18 protein-coding genes, 2 pseudogenes and 1 riboswitch are annotated in these 18,163 nt (G+C 30.9%); all 20 genes and pseudogenes read right to left on the bottom strand.

Annotated features, from left to right (window positions below):
- Position 1: 1 nt before the first annotated feature.
- The 20 genes and pseudogenes from LJD32_RS01670 to LJD32_RS01575 all read right to left on the bottom strand — a co-directional run bounded on the left by LJD32_RS01670 (position 2) and on the right by LJD32_RS01575 (position 18,033).
- The gene (locus tag LJD32_RS01670) at positions 2-3,757 is read right to left on the bottom strand and encodes a phosphoribosylformylglycinamidine synthase (RefSeq protein ID WP_227391628.1); all 3,756 of its coding nucleotides are present in this window, start codon (positions 3,755-3,757) and stop codon (positions 2-4) included.
- A gap of 11 nt (positions 3,758-3,768) precedes the next feature.
- Positions 3,769-5,022, bottom strand: a complete 1,254-nt coding sequence (gene purD / locus LJD32_RS01665; RefSeq protein ID WP_175300938.1) for a phosphoribosylamine--glycine ligase — start codon at positions 5,020-5,022, stop codon at positions 3,769-3,771.
- Positions 5,023-5,031: 9 nt separating this feature from the next.
- Positions 5,032-6,555: a bifunctional phosphoribosylaminoimidazolecarboxamide formyltransferase/IMP cyclohydrolase gene (purH, locus tag LJD32_RS01660; RefSeq protein ID WP_227391627.1), complete on the bottom strand. Its 1,524-nt coding sequence runs from the start codon at positions 6,553-6,555 to the stop codon at positions 5,032-5,034.
- Complete coding sequence (purN, locus tag LJD32_RS01655) at positions 6,556-7,149, bottom strand: phosphoribosylglycinamide formyltransferase (protein WP_032090143.1); 594 nt, start codon at positions 7,147-7,149, stop codon at positions 6,556-6,558. It lies immediately after the preceding gene.
- Entirely contained in the window at positions 7,143-8,168 is a 1,026-nt protein-coding gene (gene purM, locus LJD32_RS01650; RefSeq protein ID WP_032090144.1) for a phosphoribosylformylglycinamidine cyclo-ligase, read from the bottom strand. The genes purN and purM overlap by 7 nt, the downstream gene beginning before the upstream one ends.
- Before the next feature lie 15 nt (positions 8,169-8,183).
- The gene (gene purC / locus LJD32_RS01645) at positions 8,184-8,888 is read right to left on the bottom strand and encodes a phosphoribosylaminoimidazolesuccinocarboxamide synthase (protein WP_032090145.1); all 705 of its coding nucleotides are present in this window, start codon (positions 8,886-8,888) and stop codon (positions 8,184-8,186) included.
- Between the two features lie 13 nt (positions 8,889-8,901).
- Positions 8,902-9,390, bottom strand: coding sequence for a 5-(carboxyamino)imidazole ribonucleotide mutase (gene purE / locus LJD32_RS01640; protein WP_119363455.1), 489 nt, complete (start codon positions 9,388-9,390; stop codon positions 8,902-8,904).
- 13 nt (positions 9,391-9,403) lie between these two features.
- Positions 9,404-11,074: a formate--tetrahydrofolate ligase gene (locus tag LJD32_RS01635; protein WP_227391626.1), complete on the bottom strand. Its 1,671-nt coding sequence runs from the start codon at positions 11,072-11,074 to the stop codon at positions 9,404-9,406.
- A 127-nt stretch (positions 11,075-11,201) separates the two neighbouring features.
- A riboswitch (ZMP/ZTP riboswitch) is annotated at positions 11,202-11,283 on the bottom strand.
- A gap of 90 nt (positions 11,284-11,373) precedes the next feature.
- Positions 11,374-12,117 carry a GNAT family N-acetyltransferase gene (locus LJD32_RS15440; protein ID WP_227391625.1) on the bottom strand — a complete coding sequence of 248 codons (744 nt, stop codon included), beginning with the start codon at positions 12,115-12,117 and terminating at the stop codon, positions 11,374-11,376.
- Complete coding sequence (locus LJD32_RS01625) at positions 12,118-12,594, bottom strand: TetR-like C-terminal domain-containing protein (RefSeq protein WP_227391624.1); 477 nt, start codon at positions 12,592-12,594, stop codon at positions 12,118-12,120.
- A 180-nt stretch (positions 12,595-12,774) separates the two neighbouring features.
- Positions 12,775-13,250: pseudogene (locus LJD32_RS01620) on the bottom strand (DUF1697 domain-containing protein).
- Between the two features lie 306 nt (positions 13,251-13,556).
- Positions 13,557-13,895 carry a hypothetical protein gene (locus tag LJD32_RS01615; RefSeq protein WP_227391623.1) on the bottom strand — a complete coding sequence of 113 codons (339 nt, stop codon included), beginning with the start codon at positions 13,893-13,895 and terminating at the stop codon, positions 13,557-13,559.
- A 280-nt stretch (positions 13,896-14,175) separates the two neighbouring features.
- The gene (locus LJD32_RS01610; protein WP_227391622.1) at positions 14,176-14,934 is read right to left on the bottom strand and encodes an EFR1 family ferrodoxin; all 759 of its coding nucleotides are present in this window, start codon (positions 14,932-14,934) and stop codon (positions 14,176-14,178) included.
- Between the two features lie 15 nt (positions 14,935-14,949).
- Entirely contained in the window at positions 14,950-15,273 is a 324-nt protein-coding gene (locus tag LJD32_RS01605) for an inorganic diphosphatase (RefSeq protein ID WP_227391621.1), read from the bottom strand.
- Between the two features lie 17 nt (positions 15,274-15,290).
- Entirely contained in the window at positions 15,291-15,446 is a 156-nt protein-coding gene (locus LJD32_RS01600; RefSeq protein ID WP_217498397.1) for a hypothetical protein, read from the bottom strand.
- 86 nt (positions 15,447-15,532) lie between these two features.
- Positions 15,533-15,819 (bottom strand): annotated as a pseudogene (locus LJD32_RS15590) (class I SAM-dependent methyltransferase).
- 3 nt (positions 15,820-15,822) lie between these two features.
- A complete protein-coding gene (locus LJD32_RS01590) occupies positions 15,823-16,011 on the bottom strand; it encodes a class I SAM-dependent methyltransferase (RefSeq protein ID WP_217498398.1) in 189 nt (62 codons plus the stop codon).
- Positions 16,012-16,031: 20 nt separating this feature from the next.
- On the bottom strand, positions 16,032-16,400 hold the full coding sequence (locus LJD32_RS01585; RefSeq protein WP_175300946.1) for an ACT domain-containing protein: 369 nt from the start codon (positions 16,398-16,400) through the stop codon (positions 16,032-16,034).
- Between the two features lie 25 nt (positions 16,401-16,425).
- Positions 16,426-17,031 (bottom strand): L-2-amino-thiazoline-4-carboxylic acid hydrolase, encoded by a 606-nt coding sequence (locus tag LJD32_RS01580; protein ID WP_227391620.1) that lies wholly within the window; start codon positions 17,029-17,031, stop codon positions 16,426-16,428.
- Between the two features lie 129 nt (positions 17,032-17,160).
- Positions 17,161-18,033, bottom strand: a complete 873-nt coding sequence (locus LJD32_RS01575; protein WP_227391619.1) for a class I SAM-dependent methyltransferase — start codon at positions 18,031-18,033, stop codon at positions 17,161-17,163.
- Between the last annotated feature and the right edge of the window lie 130 nt (positions 18,034-18,163).

The following is an 18,163-nucleotide window of genomic DNA, read 5'->3' as shown; positions in this document are numbered from 1 at the left end:
TCTATTTACCACCTCTAAAATAATTTACACCAGCTTCAAATAATTTTTGATCCATTTCACCATAAACATTTTTAAAACGGTTTTCTCCTTGACGTTCACTATGTCCCATCTTACCAAGAACACGACCATCACGAGAAACAATACCTTCAATAGCATACATTGAACCATTAGGATTGTATGGTGTTTGCATTGTGACTTTACGATTAGGATCAACATATTGAGAGAATACTTGTCCATTAGCGAATAATTCATCAATAACTTCTTTAGGAGCAACAAAACGTCCTTCTCCATGAGAAATAGGAATAACATGAACATCCCCCACATTAACATTAGCAAGCCATGGTGATTTAACAGAACCAATACGTGTATCTACAAATTGAGATAAGTGACGACCAATCGTATTGAATGTAAGAGTAGCGTCATTTTCCGACATATCTCTAATTTCACCATATGGAAGTAATCCTAATTTAATAAGTGCTTGGAATCCATTACAAATACCAATCATTAAACCATCTCTATTATCTAATAAATCACTAATTGCTGCTTTTAATCTTGGATTTCTTAAAACTGTTGCAATAAATTTACCTGAACCTTCAGGTTCATCACCAGCAGAGAATCCTCCTGGTAGCATCACAATATTAGCACGTTTGATAGCATTTTCCAATTCATCAATCGATGTTTTTAACATTTCTTCTGTTTTATTTCTAATTAAGACAAGTTCAACCTTTGCCCCTGCTTTTTCAAAAGCACGTTTTGAATCATATTCACAGTTTGTTCCTGGGAATACTGGAATAACAACTAAAGGTGTTTCAATATATTGTTTTGCTTTTAAAGTTGATCTTGTTTTACATTCAGCAACTTTAATTTCTTGTGTAGGTGCTTTTTCTCTTGTTGGATAAACACTTTCTAATGGTGCTTTATTGATTGCGTAAGCTTCTTGAATAGAAATTGTATCCATTCCATAAGAGAATTTTTCACTATCATTTAAAGTAGCCACTACTCTATAATCTAAACCTACTAGATCTTTTTCAGATTTCACTTCAACAATAATATTTCCATAATTCTTTTCAACATAAGAAGCAAGAGTATGATCTGTATTGAAAGCAGCTCCTAAACCATTACCAAAAGCCATTTTACAAACAGCTTCGAGTACACCACCATCTTTAACTGTATATGCAGAATAAATTTTCTTTTGTTTCATTAAATCTTGAATAGCATCATATTGTTTTTGTAAATGATCAAAATCAAAGACTCTAAATTGATCTTTTTTAATTTGAACTTCCGCTAAAATATGTCCTGCTTCTTTTGCTTCTGGTGTCATAACATCATGAACATCACTTGCTGTAATAGCAAAAGAAACAAGTGTTGGTGGAACTGAAATATTTTCAAATGTTCCTGACATTGAATCTTTACCACCAATTGATGGAAGTTTTAATTCTTGTTGAACACGATTAGCTCCAAGTAAAGCAGCTAATGGTTTACCCCAACGTTTTGGATCATCTAATAATTTTTCAAAATATTCTTGGAATGAAAAACGAATTGTATGATAGTTTCCACCCATGGCAACGATCTTAGCAACACTTTCAACAACAGCATACATAGCTCCATGATATGGTGACCATTTAAAAATCTTAGGATTATACCCATAAGCCATTAATGAAGCAGTTGTTGTTTCTTTTCCTAAAACAGGAATTAAAGCAGCCATACCTTCTGTTTCTGTGTGATATGTACGTCCACCATAAGGAGATAAAACTGTACCATTTCCAATAGATGAGTCAAATCTTTCAACAAGACCTTTTTGTGAAGCAACAGATAATCTTGATAATACTTCTTTTGTTGTACCAACAAAATCATTTCTTTCTTCTTCATCAAAAGGTGTACTTTCAAAGTTTGGTAATTCAACTTCAATATTTTGATAACGTTTTGCCCCTGCAGCATCTAAAAAATCACGAGAAATATTAACAATATCTTTACCCATGTGCTTCATTACTAAACGATTTGTATCTGTAACAGTTGCCACTTGAACAACTTCTAAGTTTTCTTTTGTACATTCTTCTTTAATGAAATCAACATCATAGTCATTGACAACAATGGCCATACGTTCTTGTGATTCACTAATAGCAAGTTCTGTCCCTGTTAAACCATCATATTTTTTCAAAACAGCGTCTAAATCAATATCAAGCCCTGGAGCAAGTTCACCAACGGCAACACAAACTCCACCAGCTCCAAAGTCATTACATCTAACAACTTTTTCTGAGACCGCTTTATTTCTAAATAATCTTTGAATTTTTCTTTCTTCAACAGGATTTCCTTTTTGAACTTCAGCACCTGCTGTTTCAATAGATTTTACGTCATGTGATTTTGAAGAACCGGTAGCACCACCGATACCATCACGTCCTGTACGTCCCCCAATTAATAAGACGATTTGTCCATTTTGTGGTTCTAAACGTTTTACTTGTTCTTTTGGTGCAGCAGCCACAACAGCTCCTACTTCCATACGTTTAGCGATATAACCTTCATCGTATATTTCATGAACATAACCTGTTGTTAAACCGATTTGGTTACCATAACTTGAAAAACCATGAGCGGCTTCTTGACAAATTTTTCTTTGTGGTAATTTACCTGGCGTTGTTTCTGCCAATGTTTTTCTTGGATCACCTGCTCCAGTAATACGCATTGATTGGTAAACATAAGCACGTCCTGAAAGTGGGTCACGAATAGCTCCACCTAAACATGTAGCAGCTCCCCCAAAGGGTTCGATTTCTGTAGGATGGTTATGTGTTTCATTTTTAAACATTAATAACCATTGTTCATCTCCTTGATTTGTATGAACAGTGATTTCAATAGAACATGCATTAATTTCTTCAGAAACTTCCATATCATCAAGATATCCTTTTTTACGAAGTTCTTTCATTGAAATAGTTGCAAGATCCATTAAAGTAAGAGGTCTTGTTGTATTTACCCCATAAACTGCATGTCTACTTGTTTTATAGCTTTCAATATCTTTTTCTAAGATTTCTTTAAAAGCACCATTTTGAATATCAATATCTGTAATAACTGTCGCAAATGTTGTATGACGACAGTGATCTGACCAATATGTATCTAATACTTTAATTTCTGTTTCAGTAGGATCTCTATGTTCTTCATTTTTAAAGTAATCTTGTGTTACTTTTAAATCATCAAGATTCATAGCCATTCCATTATCTTTTAAGAATTGATTTAATCCTGTTTCATCTAAATCATTAAATCCAGTTAAAGTTGGTACAGATTTAATATCAGGTGTTTCATCATTTAAATGTTCTGGTTTTTCTAAAGAAGCAATTCTTTGATCAACAGGGTTAATTAAATAATGTTTGATTTGATTTAAAACATCTTCATTTTTATCAATGTCTACTACAATAAGTTTGGCACATCTTACTTTTGTTGAAGATGTTCCTGTTAGAATTTGGAAACATTGTTCGCATGAATCAGCACGTTGATCATATTGACCTGGTAAAAATTCAATTGCGAAAACAGATTCTTTTTCACTCATTGGAAATGTTTCATCATAAACATGATCCACCATTGGTTCAGCAAGAATTGTATTAATTCCTTGTTGTAAGATTTCTTCACTAATTCCTTGTACATCATAACGATGAACAATACGAAGTGAATGAATCGTTAAACCTAATTGTTCAACGAGGTTGGTTTGAATTTCATGCGCTTCTGTTGCGTATTCTTTTCTTTTTTCTACATAAATTCTTCTTACATTTGTCATAGAGTTCTCTCCTATCTAAGTCCAATATCATGACGATAGTACATACCATCGAATGTAATAATTGTAGCAGTTTCATAGACTTTCGCAAGTGCTTCTTGTAAATTTGCTCCTCTTGCACACACATTTAAAACACGTCCACCATTTGTGACAAGTTTACCATCTTTTAAAGCTGTTCCCGCATGGAAAACAACAATATCATCACTTACTTTGTCAATATTTTTAATTTCAATTCCTTTTTCATATTTACCTGGATATCCACCACTCGCTAGAACAAGACAAGCCACGTGGTCATCTGACCATTTGACATCTACTTGATCTAAAGTATAAGTCGCACAAGCATCCATAATTTCATAAAGATCACTTTCTAAACGAAGAAGGATTGATTGTGTTTCAGGATCACCAAAACGGACATTAAATTCAAGTACTTTCGCTTGATTATTTTCAATCATTAAACCAATGAAAACAACTCCACGATAGTCCATTTGATCTTCTTTAAGTCCTTGCATAAATGGATCAAGAATATCTTTTTTTAAGACTTCATCCATACCTTCTGGTAAAAATGGATTTGGAGAAACAGTTCCCATACCACCTGTATTAGGTCCTTTATTTCCATCAAAGATTTGTTTATGATCTTTTGCTGAAACCATTGGTACAATTGTTTTACCATCAGTAAAACAAAGTAAAGAACATTCAAATCCTGTTAAGAATTCTTCTAATACAACTTTACTTCCGGCACCATCTAAAGCACCATCAACCATCATGTCTTTTAAAGTAGATATGGCATCTTCTTTATTTTCAACAATGACAACACCTTTTCCAGCAGCTAAACCATCTGCTTTGATTACTAATGGAAAATCAAAGTGATCAACTTCTTTACAAGCTTTTTCAAAGTCTGTGACTTCAACATATTTTGCTGTAGGAATATGATGTCTGACCATAAAATCTTTAGAGTAAGCTTTGCTTCCTTCTAAAGTTGCCGCCTTTTTTTGAGGACCAAAAGCTTTATAACCCGCTTTTTCAATATCATCAGCAAGCCCTTTACATAAAGGAACTTCTGGACCGATGACAGTTAAATCAATTTGATTTTTTTTAATAAAATCAACAATAAATTCATTATCTTCTACTGAACCAGGTACACATGTACCTAAACTTGCAATACCAGGATTTCCTGGTATTGCATAAAGTTCAGTTACTTTTGGACTTTGTTTTAATTTATAAGCAATCGCATGTTCACGACCACCACTACCGATTACAAGAACTTTCATATAAGCCTCCTAGTGTCTAAAGTGTCTATATCCGCTAAATACCATAGGGATATTTTTTTCATTACATAAATCAATTGAATCTTGATCTCTAATTGAACCACCTGGTTGAATAATTGCTTGAACACCTGCATCTGCAGCCACTTGAACACAGTCATTGAATGGGAAGAAAGCATCTGAAGCAAGTACTGAACCATTGAAATCTTTATCTGGATTATTATGAATAGCATTTTCTAAAGCCCATACTCTTGATGTTTGTCCTCCACCAATAGCAAGTGTTACACCATTTTTAACAATACAGATTGCATTTGATTTTACATATTTAACAACTTTCATACCAAATTCCATATCTGTAAGTTGTTCTTTTGTAGGTTGTGCATTTGTCACAACTTTCATTTCATCAATCATTTTTGTATTTAATTCTTGAACTAATACTTTTCCTTCAAGATATTTAATATCATATTTAGCACCACGTGCATCTAAGTTTTTAAGTTTTAAAATACGTAAGTTTTTCTTTTTCTTTAAGATTTCTAAAGCATCATCATCAAAATCTGGTGCAGCTACGATTTCTAAGAAAATCTTATGCATTTGTTCAGCTGTTGCTTTATCGATTTTATAGTTAACAGCAACGATTCCACCAAAGATAGATTGAGGATCAGCTTCATAGGCTTTCATATAAGAATCATAACCTGTATTTCCAATAGCAACACCACAAGGAGTTGAATGTTTGATAGCTGCTGTAACGATTTGATCTTCAAATTCTCTAACAAGTGCAACAGCTCCATACAAATCGTTTACATTGTTAAATGAAATTTCTTTACCATGAAGTTGTTCATAATCTAATAAAGATTTTTGAACATAGCTATCTTCATATTTATTAGCTGCTTGTTGAGAGTTTTCACCATAACGTAAATGTTCTACTTTCTTTAATGAAAGATTTAATGTATCTGGGAATTGATCTCCAACTTGATCTGCAAAGTATCTTGAAATCATTGCATCATAAGCACCTGTCATAGAGAATGCTTTATAAGCAAGATTCATTCTGAAATCAAAATCAGTTGTATCATTTTTAATCGCATCTAAAACATTGTCATAATCTTTTGGATCTGTAACAATTAAAACATCTTTAAAGTTTTTAGCTGCTGAACGAATCATTGATGGTCCACCAATATCAATATTTTCAATCATATCTGGTAAATCTTTACCAGCTTTTAAAGCTTTTTCAAATTCATATAAGTTGACACATACTAAATCAATTGGATGAATGCCGTGTTTTTTAATTGTTTCAACATGACTAGGTAAATCACGACGATATAAAAGTCCTCCATGTACCATTGGATGAAGTGTTTTAACACGTCCATCTAACATTTCAGGAAATCCTGTCACATCATCAATTGCAATACAAGAAACCCCATTTTCTTGTAAAACTTTCATTGTACCTCCTGTTGATACAATTTCAAAACCTAATTCTACTAATCCTTTAGCAAAATCAACAACCCCATCTTTATTTGTAACTGAAATTAAAGCTCTTTTCATTTAAATTACCTTTGCCTTTCCATCAATAATTTTTATCTTATTATCACAATATAACCCTACAACTTCAGGTAATAATTTATGTTCAATCTCTAACACCCTTTTTTGAATATCATCCGCTGTATCTAAATCCGATATATCACAAGCAACTTGTTTAATAATCGGTCCCCCATCGACAATATTTGAAACAAAGTGCACGGTTGCCCCCGAAACCTTTGCACCACGTTGTAATACAGCTTCATGAACATGCATTCCATACATTCCTGGTCCACAAAAAGAAGGAATAAGGGAAGGATGAATGTTCATAATTTTATTTGGATATGCATCAATTAACTCGTCCGTTAAAATTGCTAGATAACCCGCTAAGACAATAAAATCAATATTTCTTTCTTTTAACATCTTTACAATCAAAGCATCATCTTTTTTGACAACCGCTGTTTCAATCCCAGCATCTTTAGCTCTTTGTAAGCCATAAGCCTTTTGACGATTAGAAAGAACAAGAGCGATTTCGCCATTGATCTTTCCTTCGTTTTTGGCATCAATAATAGATTGTAAATCTGTTCCTCCACCAGAAACAAAGACCGCAAATTTTAGCATAGATCCACGCCCTTATCTCCTTCAACGATATTTCCAACAACATAGCATTTGTCTCCTGCATCTTCAATAGCTTTCATTGTTGCATCAACATCTTTTGGATTAACTGCAATTACCATACCAAGACCCATATTGAATGTGTTATACATCATATGTTCTTCAATATTTCCATTTTTTTGAATTAAATCAAATAAAGCTGGTACTGGATAACTATCTTTTTTAATAACTGCTCTTACATTTTCAGGAAGCATTCTTGGAACATTTTCAAAGAAACCTCCACCTGTAATATGAGAGCATCCTTTAATTCTAACACCCGCATTTTTTACATTTTTTAAAGCTTTTACATAAATACGTGTTGGTTCAATTAAAGCTTCTCCTAAAGTTTTTCCTAATTCATCATAGTATGCATCTAATGATTCTTTTGTCATTTCAAACACTTTTCTAACAAGTGAAAAACCATTTGAATGAACACCACTTGAAGCAATACCAATAAGTGTATCTCCTGCTTTAATTGTTGAACCATCAATAATATCTTTTTTATCAACAACACCTACAGCAAAACCAGCTAAATCATAATCATCTTCAGGCATTAAACCTGGATGTTCAGCAGTTTCACCACCAACTAAAGCACATTCAGATTGTAAACATCCTTCAGCAACACCACTTACAATTGAAGCAATCTTTTCAGGATAGTTTTTACCACAAGCAATATAATCTAAGAAGAAAAGTGGTTCTCCTCCAGAACAAGCAATATCATTGACACACATCGCTACAGCGTCAATACCAATTGTATCGTGTTTATCCATCACAAAAGCAAGTTTTACTTTTGTTCCACAACCATCTGTTCCTGATAATAAAACCGGTTCTTCCATATTTTTAATTCCGCTTAAATCAAAAGCACCTGCAAAACCACCAAGTCCTCCTAAGACTTCAGGACGCATTGTTTTTTTAACATGTTCTTTCATTAATTCTACTGATTTATAACCTGCTTCAATATCGACTCCAGCTTTTTTGTAATCCATCTTTATTCTCCTTAATTATTTATTTTGCATTCTTGCTAGAACTGCTTTATAAGTTTCAATTAAATCTCCAATATCTTGTCTAAATACATCTTTATCATATTTTTGGTTTGTATCAACATCCCATAAACGACATGAATCTGGTGAAATTTCATCAGCTAATAAAATTGTACCGTCAGCTGTTTTACCAAATTCAATTTTAAAATCAACAAGTTTTAAATTCATTGATAAGAAGAATTCTTTTAATAATTCATTGATTTTTAATGTTGTTTCTTTGATGTATGCTAATTCTTCTCTTGTTGCAAGTTTTAAAGCAACAGCGTGATCATCATTGATTAATGGATCACCATATTCATCATTTTTATAACTCATTTCAAAGATTGGTTCATCTAAAACAATTCCTTCAGGTGCTCCTAATCTTCTACAGAAAGATCCAGTTGTAATATTTCTAATAATAACTTCTAATGGGAAGATATCTACTTTTTTAACTAAGATATCTCTTTCATTTAATTTTTTAATCATGTGTGTTTTGATTCCAGCTTCTTCTAACATATCAAAGATAATACAAGAGATTGTATTATTTAAAACACCTTTACCTTCAAACTTATCATGCTTAACACCATTTCCTGCTGTTGCATCATCTTTATAATGAATTAAATATTCATCTTCCTTTTCAGTTTTGTAAACTTGTTTTGCTTTTCCTTCATACAATAATTCTGCCATTTTTCTTTTCCCCCTATTTGTATTTTTCTATGACTTCATCGTTAGCTTTCATTGCGTCAGCTTCCATTTGTTTTCTTTCTTTAAGTAGCTCTTCTTTGATTTCACTATGTTTAATAGCCATAATTTGAAGTGCTAAATAAGCTGCATTTTTACTTCCATTAATAGCAACAGTCGCTACTGGAATACCCGAAGGCATTTGAACAATGGATAATAAAGCATCCATTCCATCTAAATTACTTCCTGCAATCGGAACACCAATAACTGGTAAAACTGTTTGACTAGCCACCACACCTGGAAGGGCTGCTGCCATTCCTGCAGCAGTAATAATAACTTCTGTGCCATCCGTTTCTGTTTCTTTAATAAAACTTGAAAGTCCTAAATGTGCTCTATGAGCAGATAAACAACGAACATTCACTTCAACACCATAATTTTTCAAAATCGAAATAGCTGGTTCAACTTTAGGTAAATCAGAAGTTGAACCCATGATAATAGCAACTTTCATCTTTCTCTCCTTTTTAGAATAATCCTATAATTTTTCCATCTTCATCAATATCCATATTGACAGCGGCTGGACGTTTTGGAAGTCCTGGCATACGCATAATATCACCAGAAATAGCAACCAAGAATCCTGCTCCAGCAGATGGAATAATATCATTGATTTTAACAGTAAATCCTGTTGGTCGACCAAGTAAAGAAGCTTGGTCAGATAATGAGTATTGTGTTTTAGCAACACAAATTGGTAATTGACTTAATCCTTGTTCTGTATATTTTTTAATTTTATTTTTTGCTTTCTTTGTAAATTCAACACCATCTCCACCATAGATTTCTTTAACAATTGTTTCAATCTTTTCTTCAATTGATAAATCTAAATCATAAAGTGGATGATAATTAGCTTCTTTTGTTTCTAAAATATTTAATAACTTTTCAGCAAGTTCGATTCCACCATCAGCACCTTTTTCCCAAACTTTACTAATAGCTACTTCAACACCAAGTTTCTTGCAACATTCATTTAATAATTGAAGTTCCGCTTCTGTGTCTGTTGAAAAAGCATTAATAGCAACGATACAAGGTAAATCGAATTTTGCAATGTTTTCAATATGCTTTTCTAAGTTTCCTAAACCAGCTTTTAAAGCTTCCAAATTTTCATTTCCTAAATCTTTTTTAGCAACACCACCATGCATTTTTAAAGCTCGAACAGTTGCAACAATAACAACTGCTTCAGGATTTAAATTTGCTTGACGACATTTAATATCCAAGAATTTTTCAGCTCCTAAATCAGCACCAAATCCAGCTTCAGTAATCGCATAATCCCCTAACTTGATAGCAAGTTGAGTGGCCATAACAGAGTTACATCCATGGGCAATATTTGCAAATGGACCCCCATGAACAAATACTGGTGTGTGATCTAAAGTTTGAACTAAATTTGGTTTAATCGCATCTTTTAATAAAAGTGTTACCGCTCCTGTTGCTTCAATATCATCAACAGTAACTGGTTTTCCATCATAAGTATAAGCGACAATCATTTTTGCAGCTCTTTGTTTTAAATCTTCTAAAGAAGTCGCTAAACAAAGAATTGCCATAACTTCACTAGCAACGGTAATATCAAATCCATCTTCACGAGGAACCCCGTTTACTTTACCACCAAGTCCACAAACAGTATGACGTAATGCACGATCGTTTAAATCGACCACACGTTTCCAAACGATTTGTCTTACATCGATATTAAGTGGATTTCCTTGATGAATGGAATTATCAAGCATCGCTGCAATTAAGTTGTTTGCAGCAGTGATTGCATGAATATCTCCTGTAAAATGAAGGTTGATATCTTCCATTGGAACAACTTGCGCATATCCTCCACCAGCAGCTCCACCTTTGATTCCAAAACATGGACCTAGCGATGGCTCACGCATTGCAACTACAGATTTCTTTCCTAATTTGTTAAGTGCTTGTGATAATCCAATCATTGTTGTGGTTTTTCCTTCACCTGCAGGTGTTGGATTAATTGCTGTTACTAAGATCAATTTTCCATCTTCGTTTTGATCTAGTTTTTTAATAGCTTCAAGAGAAATCTTTGCTTTATATTTTCCATATAATTCTAGATCATCCTCATCTAAACCAACTTTTTGAGCAACTTCAACAATTGGTTTCATCTTTGCACTTTGTGCAATTTCTACATCAGTTAACATTGTCGTTCATCCTTTCTTTTTTTCTTTTTGATTGATTCTATTAACCACTTTCATTATATTACAAGACAATATGTGAAACTAGTTTTTTTACTCTACCAACCAAAAAAAGAGCCCACTCATCCAGACTATTATTAGCCCAGACGGTCGACTCTTTTACACGATTATACTCCCTGTGGTTTATTCCACTTCCGTCAGTCGTATAACTTAACTGCATAATATCAAAAATTATTCCTTTTAGCAACACCAAAATATTTTTTATTTTACCTAAAAATCAATTTTCCAACAATCTATCATTCTTTTTAATCATTTAATAATTTTTCAAAACCTTTTTTATTTAACAAAATATGTGAAACATATTTTCCATTTTTAAAAACTGCCCAATTATTAAAAATACATGGTATGTTTTTTGCTTTTTCCAAAGTATCAACTTTAATAAAATCAACTTGTATATTACAATCTTTCATGTATTCTTTAATTTCGTATATACAATTTAATGTAAAAGGACATTGTGGTGAATAATATATTGTTATATGATTTGAATCAATCATCATTTGTTTAACATTTTTACAAAAAGAGGGTTTTTGATGATTAAAAGATAACGATAATAATTCATAATCTTCAATTTGATCAACAACTTCAAATCCATATTTTAAAAAGAATTTTTTATCTGCCAGATAAGATTTCTTCTTTTTAGAAGATATTACACAAACACCTTGTTTTCCTTTCTTTTTAGCATCATTAATAACATATTCCAATAATTGCTTACCATAACCATGACCTTTAAATTTTCCCGAAACCCATAAACAATAAATATATAGAAAACCATTACCTTCGATAGGAACCCATGCTTTTTCTAGAGGTGCATATTCAACAAATACTTTTCCTTGAACATTAAGTTTTCTAAAAACATGACCTTCTGTTATTCTCTTTTTTAACCATTCCTTTTTATTAAAAACACCTTCAAAATGTTTTTTATCACTTATAGCACAACAAATATGTTCTTGATCAATATTATCTAAAGTGATATTTATGTATTCTTCCACCTATTTCCCCTCCATATTTTTCACACCATTGATTAAAATGTTTAATGAAAAATCAAAACTTTTTTGAATAGAAAGAGGATGTCCAAAAGCTTGGTGATTCACAAGTAGAACATAGCCTTCTAAAAAAACTCTAAGTGTTCTAATAAAATGGTTTATCGTTTCATCACTTAAATTTTGCTTCCTAAGTATTTTAAAAAGTATATCAAAAGTATTATGTGTTACTTGATTTCCCTCTTCTATCATATATTTATTGTACCAAAGCATGGCTTCGAAAATTCCTTTATTTTCTGTTGCATAATCATAAAAAGCATATGCCATACATTTTATGGCTTCATAGCCACTTTCCTCAATAATAGAAAGAAACATTTTTTCTTCTAATTGTTTCCAAGCATAGAGACTAATTTTATTTTTTAAATCTTCTAAATTAGAAATACGATTATATAAAGATGGAGATTTTATTTTTAATTTTTTAGCCACTAAGATAAATTGGCAAACCCTTCTTGATTGATAATTTCTATAGTTACTTCTATAATCCTTGTTTCAGTCATAGTATCCTCCTTAACTAACTATATTAGTATTATAACTAATTGAATTAGTTAAAGCCATTTTTAAACAAAAAGATACTATTTTTATAAATAGCGTATCAATTATATTTGTTTACATTCTAACAATTTTTCTAACCGTGTTAGCCGTTCTAATTGTTAGCTTTTTACTAACATTTGTATTTGTTGTTTTAGGCCACCAGTTTGTTTTTTGATAATCTTTTCGACTAAATGACCAAAAAATAACATCTTTATAATTTTGAATTTTTTCCAATCCTTCTTTAGCTTCACCAATTTCTTCAAAAACTTCTTTAAAAGTGACTGGAGGAATCATAAATATTAAATTATCATAGATTATTTTATCATCACTGCCCCACCAAATTGGTGCATGTTCTAAAATAACTTTTAGCTTACCTTGTTCTAAAACAAAAACAGGTATTTTAAAATCATAGTTTTTCTTTAACATCTCCTCAATTTGTTTTGTAATCTTTTCAATATTTTCTCGACTTGAAAAAATAACATTTCCACTATTTAAATAAGTTTTAACATCTTCAAACTTTAAACTTTCAAACTCTTTTTTAACTCTGCCATCACTACTTTATTTTTACCACTGATATTAATCCCTCTAAGCAAAGCCATATATCTTTTCATATAACCACTCCTTATCTAGCTCTATTTTAACATATAAATAAAGACTACAAACGTAGCCTCTATCATTATAATCCAAAGATAATATTTTAAGATTTTCTTCCAAATCCTCATATAAAACAGCACCCTTTTGAGATAAACACTTAACTTCTTCATTGCCAAAACCATCTATGGTCTTTCCCATCATCTTTGAAACAATTTCTTGAGTAATCGTTAAAGATATGTCTTCATATTTTATTCCTTTTTATTTCATTCTTGATAAGAATCATCTGGATCTCCATATTTTTGAATAGCATCTTTTAATTCTTTTTTATTTAAATTTCTTTTTAAGCAAGATATTTTCTTCATATTGATAATGTGGATAGCAAAACGTGACCTTACAAAAATATTATCTACATAGAGTACAATATGTTGATCATATTTTTCTACCTTTTCATCAAAATCAAGACTGTACATTATATAACTTTTACCTATTTCTAAAACAATTCCCGTTGTCAATACAACAGAAATAAGTGCTATACTTTTCTTTTTCCACCCCATTAACGAGACTTTCAATTTCTTTTGTAATTTATAAGCAAATATAATCAATAAAACCCGCTAAATAAAACATATTATGAAGGCTATTTTGATTGCTGAGGAAGGGATATAAGACCATCTTTCAGCTAAAAGCTTTCACCATTAAAGAAAAGAATCGTTATAAAAATAAATAACAATATAATTATTTATTTCCTTTATTTTTCACAATTTTTATTTTTTTCATAACAACTTATTTATATCTACACATATTTTAACATAGATAGCTTGACATATAATTTTATAACATTTGTAAATTAAAAAAGCTTAAAGAATACTCTTTAGCTCATTTAAATTATTTAATCTTCAATTGTTCAAAACGATAACGTGGTTTGCCAACACTTTTCTTTCCATATTCAATTGCCTCTTGCGGACAATAACAAATACAAGCCATACAGTGTGTACAATTCTTTCCCCAAACAGGTTTTCCATCAATAAGTTGAATATTATTCATTGGACATTTCTTAACACATTGATTGCAACCAGTACATGTATCCTTGACTTTAAAAGCAGCTGCTTTAACAAAGAAATGATAAAAAAGAGGATTAACAAGTCCGCTCATAAAACGATCATAAAGATTATGACATGGTTTCAAAAAAGATTTTCCTTCTCTAATATATTTAATAGTTTCCTTTATATTTATTTCTGCTTTTTCTACGATTCCTTTTGCCTCTTCTAATTGTGGAGCATTAAACATCGCAATATAGTTTTCCGGCATAAGGATTTGTTTTGTTCCCATATAGTCTAAATGTTTATCATTTGCAAGCATTAAGTTATACTTTGTAGCATTTCCTATCTCACTACCACAATTCATAACAAACCAAATACGTTTTGCACCAATGAATTTAGTTTTATAAAGCCAATTGGAAACAATTTTTGGAATACGCCAAGCATAAGTTGGAACAACAAGGATAACATCGTCTCCTGTTTCTATTGACGAATAATTATTCGTTTTTATTTTTTTATTTAAATCTATTATATTATCTTGCAATTCATCTGCAATTCTTTGGGCTATATAGCGACTATTTCCTGTTCCTGAATAACACAAAATCATCTATTACACTCCTTTTTACATAATAATTCCTGATTTGAAATATTTTTCTTGAAATTCAACTTGCTTTTTTATTTCTTCTTTTGTATATGACTTATTTAGAGGGACAACAACCCATTTTTCTTCTATATCATCATCTCTATGAATAATAGCAATTATTTTCCCAACAAACTCTTTTACAGGAACGTCAACGCCTAAAATATAAGCATCTTGTTCTTCTTCATCTTCCGCCATGATTCCTTCAACAAAACCATAATTTATAGGATAATATGTTTCTTTATATTGAGGATGTTGGCTTCCAAGTGGTCGATCAACGATGACTTTAACGATATCTCCAATCATATTATTTTTCCCCCCCTTTATATATGTGCAACTACTCTTAATCGACGATAATCTGCAATCCATTCATTTTCTTTCCAAAGTTTATCCTTTGTCAAAGTTTCTACTTCTTTAATAATTTTGCTTTGGATATCTTTTGACATTTTTTCCAATTCAAAAGCAAAGAATTGTCTCATCCAATTTTCTAATCCTCTTTCATGATCTTTTAAGGGTGTTGGTCAATCATAATCATAAATTTTATCAATGATAAAACCTTTCTTTGTTAATAAATCCGCAAAATGTTTAGTTGTTGGAAAATTAAATTTTGACAAACTTTTATAAAAGCATTTTCAATCGTCGCAATATTACCACTCGTACCAAATTCACAAATCAATAATCCTTTAGGTTTTAGTACTTTATAGATATAATCTAATAAAGTTTCATGATTTTTTATCCAATGAAATACCGCATTTGAAAAACAACATCAAATTGATTTTCAAATGGTAACTCTAGTGCATCACATACCCTAAACTCTATATTGGAATACTGTTCTTGAGCCTTTTTAATCATACTTTAAGATTGGTCCACACCAATGACTGTTTTTGCTAAATTATTAAGTTGAACAATAAGTGTTCCTATTCCACATCCTAAATCTAAAATACATTGATTTTTATTTTGAGGAATATATTCTAAAAGACCTTTCCCATATTCAGCAACAAAATCATGTTTATTATCATACAGCGTTGCATTCCATTCACTCATAAATTTACCTCCAAAACTATTTAGTCTATTACCTGATAACCTGCAGCTTCTAAAACTTCTAATCCTTTTTGATAGTTTTCTTTTTTTAGAAAAATATAATCTGTATTATATGTAGAAACAGCATAAATTGAAATATGATGATCTGCAAGAATTGATACTATCTTTGATAATATTCCAATTAAAGAAAATTCCAAAATACCTTGTATGCAAAATGCCCTCCAGCCATCGTCTCGACGAATAACATTTGATGGTACTTCATTTGTAAGGCATACCAAAGATTTTTCTTCATCTGTTTTTTCAATAAAACAATATTTAGATTCTAAATTGACAAGTGAATAGTCCTCAACTTGACATATCGAAAAATCTTGATGAATCCTTTGTATTTTCATGATCAATCCTCCCACCCCCTCAATTTTATTTATATTTACTATATCTAAAATCACAATAGCCTGCACCTTCAGCAATTGTCTTTGTTCTTACTAATTTCATATGCATAATATCCGCTAATACATAATCCATTTGACATAAATAAGCGGCAAGATGGGGGCATCCTTCATCTTGACAAAGTTTACATATTCCACATTCATGATAATCATATCCTAAATCATATTCATCATTACCTGGTAAAATATCAACGACCCAATCATTTTCATAAATGTGTTCATGACTTTCTTTTGACCATTGTAGTCTCCCTGCCATTTTCTTAGAATCTAAATAACTCTCAGCATCTCCCATAACTTTATGAAATAATTTAGAGGCATAAAGTCCATCACGAAATATTTCATAATTTTCTTTTGGCGGTTTCCCTGTGCTTCGATTCATTGCAATAAAATAACTTCCCATAATATATGAACTTAATAATCTTGAATTTCCAATATCTTTTGCACGTTGAATAATTTTATGATGCTCTTCACCTATTTTTCTTGCAACATCTTTCGGAAAGCCTCTTCTTTTCAATTCAGCTTTTACCACATGATGATAAAAATGGTAGATTATTTTTACATTTAATATTTCTTTCATTTTCTTCATTCCTTTCAATACTTTTATATCAGTTAAATTATAATTCTATTTTAGCACAAAAAAAGAAAAACTAAGAAACCTTCATACCTCTTATATTTTTCTATTTTACTGTTTCAAAACAATAGTGTTTTATTTCTCTACCACACAATAACAAACACCTTCAGGTGCCTTTATAGGATCATCTTTATAATAGGCATTATAATTAGATATGTATTTTTCTGTTACTGTTTGATGATTTTCATGTTGAATAATTGTGAGATGACATTGATTTAATATCTCTTTAAGTTCAGCAAAACTGTATTTTGCTTTCATTGATTCATCAGCTTCTTTTGCCAACATTTCATTGATTTTTGTTTCTTTACTTTCTTGAATACTTGGATAATCAAAAACAAGACGACTACCTTTTAAGAGATATTTAGATAATTGTTTTAACATCTTTTTAAATTCATCTTTTGTAAGATAATAGCTTAGTCCTAACATACTACTGATTGAAAGCTGGTCTTCTTGATAATCACTTTGTAATAAAGTATTAATCCAATTTTCTTGACTTAAATCAATTGATAAGAATTGAATATTTTCAATATCAACATCTTTACATCTTTGTCTTTTATCTTCAATTACTTCTTTTTTATCAATTTCAAAAACATGCATTTGATTTTGATAATAATATGCAAACGAATCATAACCCGATGCAAAATCTAAATATTGTTGACATCCCTTTTCTTTCATCTCTTCAATTGCTTCTTTACAAAAAGCACTTCTTACTAAAACAGAAGGTGATAGTTGATGATCAACAATCCATTTTAAAGCTTCTTCTTTACTTCCTTTAAAAGTGGGATTAAAAAATGAAATTCCCTGTGACATATTTAACCCAATCATTTCATACTCTTTTTCTGTAATTAATTTTGTTGAAAGAAGATCATCAAAAATTTTAATATCCTTATTTTTTTGATGATATGCTCTTGCAAACAAACTTACTAATGCTGTCATATTTTGTTCCATAAAATTACCTCCATATATTTAATACAAGACTTTTACAGCTAAAGTGAAAAGTTAAATTCCACTTTAAAAAAATGAAAAATAAAAGTAGAATTTACTCTTTCAGAAAGCAGATTTTATAAGAATATTAGGT

This window comes from Faecalibacillus sp. TM498, assembly GCF_020589955.1.
GTDB classification, from domain to species: Bacteria; Bacillota_I; Bacilli_A; order Erysipelotrichales; family Coprobacillaceae; genus Faecalibacillus; species Faecalibacillus intestinalis.
This window is presented reverse-complemented; position numbering and strand designations above follow the sequence as displayed.